Raw genomic sequence first — 8,924 nt, 5'->3', positions numbered from 1 at the left:
AATCAAAGCCTCTCTCCTTAAAGGAAGTGAGGAATGGAAGTGAGGTCTAGTTGTGGTTTATTTACTTGAAAATCGCTGTAAGTAGGTCGGCGCAATTAAAGATAACTGGTGATGTGTTGCATTTATCGTTTGTTTTAGTTTCCCAAACTTAAAGGGATATCTAAAACGGGCTACGTCCAGGCTAAAGCTGTGTCAAGAAGCAGTGATTAATGCGAATACAGAACTCGTATTTGATTTTTGAAAAAAATCAGTACACATCTATATCCCAATACGGTTCACAAAAGGGCTGAAACTCTTTTTTTTACGAACCACAGAGGCGCAGAGAACACAGAGAGAAGAGAGAAGGAGGAAATGCTTAACTGAACTGTATTGATCTATATCCCTTCTTTGCTGTTCCCTCGCTACTCAACTAAATTCAGTAATCAAATCGGATTTTGATATTTGACCTGCTAAACATAAACTTTATTAACAGTGTTTACCATAACATCCTATTGTTAGAGTTGATGTTTGAATAGATGTTTTAATAGCGTATATTTTATATAATATGTGTATGTTTTTAACAAAATTTCTGATATAAAAACATTTAAATTATTCCGATGAGCGATAACTTTTCCTACTGACGGGGCGACGAAATAAGCTAAGCTGGACAACTTCATTGAGACTTTGCTGGAGAACTGTAATGTTGAGAGTGCCATTGAGTTGAATGGCGATCGCTACATTGTAAAATGGATTCCCTGGTTCTAATTGCTCCAAAAACCACAATCGTTCTTGTCGTTCACCGCTTAAACCTAAATAATTCTGAAATCTCAAGCCCTAGTAGTCCACCAGAGCAACTTTGATGGGTGAATAAGTTCGTAGTAAGGACTTTAGTCCTTGATTTGAGCGCTAAAGCGCTCACTACAAACCAAGCATTGTTGACTTGGTGGACTACTAGCAGCCTTTTCAACAAGGATGACAGCAGTTAACAGCTTTCTATTTGCCTAAGTAGGTTGGCGCAATTAAAGTTAACTGGCTAAGGCTGTCATTTGTCCTTTGTCATTGGTCATTAGTAAAGGCTTAAAGCTTATTTACGTTTCGTAACATACTTAACTTTTTTCGTGCCAACGTACTTACAGTGTCTTTTTTGTTATTAAATCATTACTGCGATTTATTTGTAACTATTTTCAATAGACTAAAGCAATTTGTCCAAAATAGCAAGCAAATATTAATCAAGAAACTTGATTAATATAAAGGCGAGAAGTAATTTTGTAAATAATCTATCGTTAGATAGATGACTATAACTAAATTAACTAATTCTGATTTAAATATAACTATGACTATGCCCTTAAATGACTGATATATAAGGACTTATTGCAAAACGGTACTGAGATTTCTGAAATCAGAAATTTTGACAAATGCTTGCTCACACAAAACCTTTATGATAATATCTCCTAATAGTACTGGAGCTAAATGCAAATTATTCCCAGATAATTTTTGAGAATTTTAAAGATAGTCTCAAATCTTATTGAAAAAAGATTGCGTTATTAATGTCAGACGTGACGTTTTCAATTGGGTGTGAGGATGAGTATCAAGATACAACTAGAGCCTTTACTTAAAAGCCTGTTAATTACAGGTTCTGTCCAAGGAGCAACAAAAATGAAGTCTGGGTTAATGAGTGAGATACGTTCGGTTGGATTAGCATTAGGTTTCTATACAAGTCATTGATACAGCGCGTTTCAACTTTCAGCCAGTTGATTTTGAAAATCCCTTTGCTGAAGATCGTCGGACTGTTGCTCGAAGATACAACCAAGTAGGTGATTATTCTAAATTTGGTGGCTTCCCTGCGGTATGCTACGCGAACAAAGCTTTTTAAATTTTGAATGTTTAATAAAACTTAAAATCTAAAATTCGGTCATTAAAAGGGAATCTGATGTGAAATCGCGCAACTTTCGTGACATAGCCTTCATAGTGCATCGCTATATTGGTTTAGCAGTAGGACTATTAATAGCTTTTGTCGGATTGACGGGTAGCCTCTTGGTTTTTAAGCCTGAAATTGGGCAGTTTTTAATTGTTCAACAAGTTGGCGCTATAGTGCCTCATGAACAAATGATTTCTATTGATGGTGTCTTAGAAACAGCCAAGTCTGTAACTGCTAATCGTCCCGATCTCAAATTAGACAGCATTAGGTTGCCTACTACTTCTGATTCGCCTTACGAAGTGGGTCTTTTTGATGTCACCAATCAACTTACTCGGATATTCATTCATCCTTACACTGGTGCGGTAATGGGTTGGAATGAATCCGATTCTAGCTTTGAAAGGATTGTTCTCAAACTCCACTATAGTCTGCTGTTAGGTAGGAATGGTGAAATTATCACTGGTATTACAGGATTGTTATTGTTCATCCTGTGCATCACAGGATTAATATTATGGACTGGTTGGCGCAAGCTAATTACTGGATTCAAAATCAAGTGGAATGGCCATCCAAAACGGGTTAACTTTGATATTCACAAGGTAGTGGGAATTGTGACCGCAATCTTTCTGGCTTTTACTGCTTTTACAGGTTTGTGCTGGAATTTTTATGATTGGTCATATCCTGTAATTTACGCAGTTACTTTTACTCCTCAACCACCAGAAGTAACTTCTAAACTTATTAGCAATCAAGCTCCTTTAAAGCTATCTCAACTTCTGCAAATTTCTAACAATGTTTTTCCTGATGCCAAGACCTTTTCCGTCAGTATTCCCAGCAAAGCAGAAGACGCAGTTTATATCCGCAAACGTCAAAATCATGAACTTATGTTTTACGGAGAAAGCGGAGTGTATTTAGATCAATATAGTGGTGAGGTATTGCGCGAAGTCAATAGTCTAAAATTACCACTCGCAGACAGCATATTTTCTGCCTTTGAGTACTTACACTATGGGACATTTTGGGGATTAAGCAGTCGGATTATTTACATTTTTGTTGGTCTTAGTCCAACCATTCTTTTAATTACTGGCTTTGTCATGTATCGGTATCGTTACCGTAAAAGTAAACAAAAAGATGTTATGTCTGATTTACACTTAAGCTAGAGTCAATAAATTAGTAGCAACACGTTGTTAAAATAATTCGCAATTCGTAATTCGTAATGACGCTCGCGGACTCGCTAACGCTGCGCTAACGTAATTAAGTTTTGTATTGGGGTTCAAATCCCCATTACAAAACTTACCAGTTACATAACCGGGGGACTTGTTAAAAGCTGGAAACGCTACCACCTTTGCTTTTTCTATATGGTGGGTTTGGGAACTGCTAGTTTTGGGGTGAGCTTAAGTTGAGCGTAGCAGTGTGAAAGCGTTAATATTAGGTTTGTTTTTCCAGGCGCACGATCGCATTATAATCAGGAACACCTTCGAGCGATCGCTTACTTTTATCTAGTAGCACATTCCCTTCTGGCCAATGTACTTGCAAGTTTCCTGACTGAATTGGGGCAATATAGACTTGACAGGACAACTTGCCTAACTCATTCTGAAGAATGACGCGATCGCGATCTTTTAAACCCAACTTTGCTGCATCATCAGCATTCATTAACACCGCCTCTCGCACCGCCCCAGTAATTGCATCCTTGCGTTCCTGCACCATACTATTAAATTGTTTACCTCGGCGCGTTGCTACTAAGAAATAACCTTCTGGTAATTCTCTCTGCGGTGGCAATAATACGCCAAAGTGTGCCTTACCATCTGCTGTCGGGAAGTTCCAACCAAAGCATAAGTGTGAGCCACCATACTGAAACTGATCACCAGCTTGCTGTAAGTGTTGAATACCGGCATATAGCGGGACAACTTGAGCAATTTCTTGGCGGATAGCATCTGTGTCAGCAAAAGCCAGCTTATCTGCCAAATCTGGCTTTACCCGCCTTGCCAATTCTAAAAACACTTCCCACTCTGGACGCGTTTCCCCAATGCGTGGCCCCGGAATTTCTGGACTAAAAATTACCCGGCGTTCGGTGTTAGTTTCTGTCACTCCCCCTGGTATTTCGTAACGAGTCGTCGCAGGTAAAAGCACCACAGTATCAGCAGGTTCCACCAACATTTGGCTGGAGAGAACAATATCCATATGTACCCGCAACGGTATTTGCTTTAGCGCCGCTTCCACATAATCCGGTTCTGGTAGCACTTCTAGGAAATTTCCGCCCACGGAAATCAACACATCTAATTGTCCCTGGTGTGCGGCGTTAATCATTTCTGGAGCAATTAAACCTTTACTTGCTGGCACTTCAAAGCCCCAATACTGACTCAATTGAGTAGCATTTTCTGAGGTAATCGGTTTCCCACCAGGAAATACTGTCGCGTAACATCCCATCTCTGCACCACCCTGCACCCCAGAGTGACCGCGAATTGGCATTAAACCGCAGCCTTCCCGACCGACAAAACCTTTGGTGAGAGCTAAGTTGATGATACTTCGCACGTTATCTTCGCCGCATTCATGCTGAGTAATGCCCATACTCCAAACAAATACAGCTTTGTTGGCTTCTTTGACCATTTTCGCAAAGGCGTACATTGACTCGCGGGATGTACCAGAAAGCCGCTCTAATTCTTCCCAAGATTGACTTTCTAACGATACCTTGAGTTCGGCAAAGCCAACTGTGTGTAAATCTATAAATGACTGGTCTACCCAGTTGTGAGCAATTATATGTTTAATTGTGCCATTCAAAAATGCTATATCCCCGCCCATGTTAATTAAGAAGAAGTCTTCGGCAAACTTTGTACCAAAAAGGGCACTTTCCACAATTGAAGGCACCCAGTAGCGTTCCATTCCTGGCTCACGGTAAGTATTAATAACTATAATTTTAGTGCCAGCTTTCTTCGCATAGTGGAGATATTTAACGGTAACAGGCTGATTGTTGGCAACATTAGAGCCAATGAAGACTAACAAATCAGTCCCAATCCAATCTTTATAAGAACAGGTGGTAGCCCCTGCACCTAGAGCAGCTTTCAATCCCGCCGTGCTGGGAGAATGGCAGATGCGGGCAGCATTATCAATATTATTGCTACCCATTGCCCGCACAGCTTTTTGGGTAGCATAATAAGTTTCGTTGACAGTCCCGCGACTGGTAACATAGAAACTCAGGCGGTCTGGTGTGGTAGAGCGGATGCGATCGCTAATTACCCCTAAAGCTTCATCCCAGCTAACACGGCGAAAGCCTTTTTCCCCCCGTTGACGAATCATCGGATAAGGAAGTCGTCCCAAGTCTCGTAATTGGGCACTTTTTTGCTTTTGCAACTGCGAGACATCCGCCAATAGTACAGGGTCAAAAGCTGACATAGTATTCATCTGCAACAGCCGCAACCGGACATTGCACAGGTGGATACCATCTAGAGTCCAATCCTTCATCCCGGTTGTTCCAAGAGCGCAACCATCGCAAACACCTTTATCAAGAATATTCCACGCATAAGGTAGTTTGTCACGAGACAGCCAGATTGCCCGAAAAACCTCCCAATAGTTGTTAGGGTACTGTTCGCCAATGCCGAAGGGTTTCCAACTTGCCCAGTGCTGGGGTGTCCAATATCTCTTGGGTTTAGGCAACATGATACGCAAAGAGTGAGTAATGTGGTGATTCTTCTAAGCTAGCGTCTTAAGTAGCATTTAAGTAGCATGATTTTTAAAAGTCTGGACACTCGGCACTGACTATTTCTGGATGGCAGTAGTAGGTTAGAACGGTTTCAACCGTATCTCCAATCCACAGAGCAACTTTATCGGGTGACACGTGGCTGCTAATTGCCCAGGTGGCGAAAGTGTGGCGGGTAGCGTAGGGCTTGAGGTAAGGTATTTTTCCCTCGTTCGCCAATTTTTTGACTAGCCCTGAGTATTTGAAGGTACTGGACTTTGACTTCCATTCATTCCAAAAACTAAACATGATGCTGCTATTCATCGGTCGGCCGGTTTTACTGACAAAAACTAAATTGTGCGACTGGTAGTGCACTGGGCAAATATCCAAAAGCAACTTTTGGACTCTCGACCCGCTCGAACACGGGAAAATTCGCTTTTTGCCGTTCTTAGTTCCTTTGTGAATGTGGTGAACGTTGCAGGATTTATTAATCGCAATGCGGCAGCGATCTGGGCTGATATCGCCCCAGGTGAGCGCAAAAGCTTCCCCAGGACGGCAGCCAGTCCAAAACAGAAATTTCACCAAAGGCGCGTAGTGGGTATACAAGGAATGTTCTTCAAAGCTTTGAATAATCAAATCCCGTTGCTCCAGGGTGAATGCTCTGTAGTAATCGTCAGTAGATTTGTTTTTCGGTTTGGGAATTTTGAGTTTAAAAAATGGGTTGCGATCTATCAAGCCGGAATCGCTCGACCAATCGCAGCAACGACTCAAGCAGTTTAAAGTCTCCCACGCCATGTAATGCGTCAAGTTCTCTAAAATCCAATCCCGAATCGCTGGGGCATCTTCTGGTGATTGGGAGGGCAGCCGCTGAATGTATCGAGCAATTGTCCGGTATTTCTCTAAAATTGTGGTTTCTTCGACTTGACTCGCTTTGAATTGGGTAAACCGTTCCCAAAGCTCTTGTAGGCTGTGTTGGGCTTGAGTTTCTTTGAGTGCAACCGCCGAGGCTTCTTTGCTGGCTTGGGATTGGTAGCTCCCAAGTGTTGAATCAAAGCGGTCGAGCGCAATATCATTTGCGATCGCGTCCCTTTTGGATCTCACAATCTCCCGGTTGCGTTTGCTATCCTTCAGTCCAGTGCTGATAAAAAATTGTTTGGAAAATCCTTTCACCCAGAAACGAATAACCAGTTTTTTTGTTCGCAGATCGACGTTGATCCATCTATCTTCAGTGTCCACTTCTATTCCTCGGCATTGACAATTCTTTTAGTTGCTCATCAGTTGGGGCTGTCACAGCGATCCTCTCCCGTTGCACAGAGTACAGGAGTGATTCACACCGCCAAAGGCAAGTACCCCCTTGCCGTGGCACTTGGAACACAATTCGATTTCGTCATAATCTGGATCGTCTTGGTCAAACCCCCAGGTGTGACCGCAGTCGTCACACTCCCAGTAACCATAATTTTCTTGGTGTTGCAGTCGTGTAGAATCGCATCGAGGACAATTTGTTTGAGACATCGCAGATTTAAAAAATGTTTCGATTTGTTAACTTTTTTAAACCCCAAAATTTTGGTCTACAGTCGCGAAAATCCGCTCTGGTAGCTATTTTTAGCGTCTACAGCCAAATTTTTGGGGCGAAAAAATTGTAGACGGTGTAGACGCACTATTGAGTGGTTAGCGGCGAGGTGGTGAGCGATCGCACTTCCACTCAAGTGCTGCTTATTCAACCTGCAATTTCCCCCGAAAGCGTTGCCTACAGCCTGTAGACGGACTGTAGGCAAAGTGTAGACATTACTTTGACCACCTCCAGCCCAGCTTTGCGCCATTTCCTTCCACTTCTCCTAATCCCCGATCAGCCATAGAAGCAAAGATAATCCGCACTTCATCGGGCTGCATACCCTCAAACAATCGGCTAGCTTGCAGCAGGATTCTGGCTTTTAAAACCTCATCTGGGTGCTGTTGACCCCAGGTGAGGATAAATTGCTCAAACTCATTCATGGCTGTAGGCTGCACCAGCACCTCCTCACTTCCCCCGCCGTCGGTTTCCGGTGTTGCGTAGGCGCAGCCCGCCGCAGGCATTGCGTTTGGTTGCCACAGTCCTAAATCCAGTTCACAGGGATAGGCATCGACCAGAAACCGCTTTTTACCGCCAGCTTTCAACCACTGCTCTAACTGGGGATTCTTCAGTGTTGATTTAGCGTAGTCCTGGGCTTTCTTGCCCAAACGGATACGCACAAAGCAAGTGTCTAGGATATCAGCGTCACCTTCTAGGGCGAAATTAGCAGCTGTGTCGTTCTGGGCCAGAACCATAATGAACTGTTTACGCTTTCTTCCTACCTTGGCGTGTTGCCTAATCCACTGTGAAGCATTGCTACAGTCAGCTAGCACGGGGAATTCTTCAGCAATATAGAATCGAGCAAACTCTTGGGGAATGTCTTTTGAAACTTCCTTACGGTAAACTCGCATCTTCTCTAGGTGGTCGAGTGCTTCCTGCATTGCCTTGTCCACCTTTGGCAAGCCACCGTCACCGATTAGGTCATTTTGCTCGACCCAACCCCAATCTCCTTTGGCGCTGTCTACGTCGTAGACAACGACCCTACCGCCGATGCGGGTAGAGAAGTATTGAGCTTGGGTTGACTTACCGTCACCTGTCCCCCCAACCAAGGCAACGTGTTTCTGTACCTTGTTGATGTACTCAACTGGATCTGTAATCAGGTTCTCTGGTTGCCAGTTGACATCGACAGTACCAACGGTGACAGCTAATTGTGCTGTGGGCTGAGTTTTGGCACGGGCCCACCCTTGGAAGTTAAGCCGTGAAGCCCGGTCAATATCGCCTAAAGACTCTTGCAGTAGTTTCGCTGTTTGGCGATGTCTGCGACCGACTTCTAAAGTCCCAACCGATGCCGCTAGAATCCACGGCTTAGACTCTGGCTTTTGAGTTGTCCCCAGGAACAACAAGCCACAGCTAACAGCCAAGCTTCCCCAGAATGACCACTTAGCGCAGACATACATCTGCAAGTGTTGGTGTAACTGGGAGGGGTGTAAATTACTGCTCATATGCCTAGCAATACCCCCACAGCAATTAACCCAACACGGAGCAGCAAAATATCTCTGACCTCTGGTACGGCTTGCCGCAGGTAAAGGACGACAATCCCGGCGATCGCTAAAATTCCCAACACCCCCAGGCGAATAAACCCAGGCATGGGTACACTTACCCAACAGCTACTTAATAAGGCAGGAATCGACACTGTGGAAGCAAGGGTGTAAGCCAAGTCTGGCAGATTGTCTGGCAGTGCGATCGCACTTATCCACCCTTTTTTAAATTCCTCTAACCGTGATAGTTCGACTGTACTAGCGACTGGGGAATAACCC

Annotated in this window: 8 protein-coding genes; 1 reads left to right on the top strand and 7 read right to left on the bottom strand. The window is 43.6% G+C overall.

Annotated features, from left to right (window positions below):
- Positions 1-588: 588 nt before the first annotated feature.
- Positions 589-810 carry a condensation domain-containing protein gene (locus LC605_RS29040; protein ID WP_229550913.1) on the bottom strand — a complete coding sequence of 74 codons (222 nt, stop codon included), beginning with the start codon at positions 808-810 and terminating at the stop codon, positions 589-591.
- A gap of 1,101 nt (positions 811-1,911) precedes the next feature.
- On the opposite strand from LC605_RS29040, the gene LC605_RS29035 reads away from it, so the two are divergent.
- Positions 1,912-3,045, top strand: coding sequence for a PepSY domain-containing protein (locus LC605_RS29035; RefSeq protein ID WP_229550912.1), 1,134 nt, complete (start codon positions 1,912-1,914; stop codon positions 3,043-3,045).
- A gap of 268 nt (positions 3,046-3,313) precedes the next feature.
- On the opposite strand, the gene LC605_RS29030 is transcribed toward LC605_RS29035, so the two are convergent.
- The 6 genes from LC605_RS29030 to LC605_RS29005 form a co-directional block, all read right to left on the bottom strand.
- Positions 3,314-5,539 (bottom strand): FdhF/YdeP family oxidoreductase, encoded by a 2,226-nt coding sequence (locus tag LC605_RS29030; RefSeq protein WP_229550911.1) that lies wholly within the window; start codon positions 5,537-5,539, stop codon positions 3,314-3,316.
- Between the two features lie 73 nt (positions 5,540-5,612).
- Positions 5,613-6,794 (bottom strand): site-specific integrase, encoded by a 1,182-nt coding sequence (locus tag LC605_RS29025; RefSeq protein ID WP_229550910.1) that lies wholly within the window; start codon positions 6,792-6,794, stop codon positions 5,613-5,615.
- A gap of 51 nt (positions 6,795-6,845) precedes the next feature.
- The gene (locus tag LC605_RS29020; protein ID WP_229550909.1) at positions 6,846-7,070 is read right to left on the bottom strand and encodes a hypothetical protein; all 225 of its coding nucleotides are present in this window, start codon (positions 7,068-7,070) and stop codon (positions 6,846-6,848) included.
- A gap of 56 nt (positions 7,071-7,126) precedes the next feature.
- Positions 7,127-7,378, bottom strand: coding sequence for a hypothetical protein (locus tag LC605_RS29015; RefSeq protein ID WP_229550908.1), 252 nt, complete (start codon positions 7,376-7,378; stop codon positions 7,127-7,129).
- Positions 7,344-8,609 carry a type IV secretory system conjugative DNA transfer family protein gene (locus tag LC605_RS29010; protein ID WP_229550907.1) on the bottom strand — a complete coding sequence of 422 codons (1,266 nt, stop codon included), beginning with the start codon at positions 8,607-8,609 and terminating at the stop codon, positions 7,344-7,346. The genes LC605_RS29015 and LC605_RS29010 overlap by 35 nt, the downstream gene beginning before the upstream one ends.
- Positions 8,606-8,924: hypothetical protein (locus LC605_RS29005; RefSeq protein WP_229550906.1), on the bottom strand; the 319-nt coding region annotated here is incomplete at its 5' end. The genes LC605_RS29005 and LC605_RS29010, both read right to left, overlap by 4 nt.

The sequence above is a fragment of the Nostoc sp. CHAB 5836 genome (assembly GCF_020829445.1).
Lineage (GTDB): Bacteria > Cyanobacteriota > Cyanobacteriia > Cyanobacteriales > Nostocaceae > Nostoc.
Note: the sequence above shows the minus strand (reverse complement) of the source record. Positions and strands in the feature narration are given on the sequence as shown.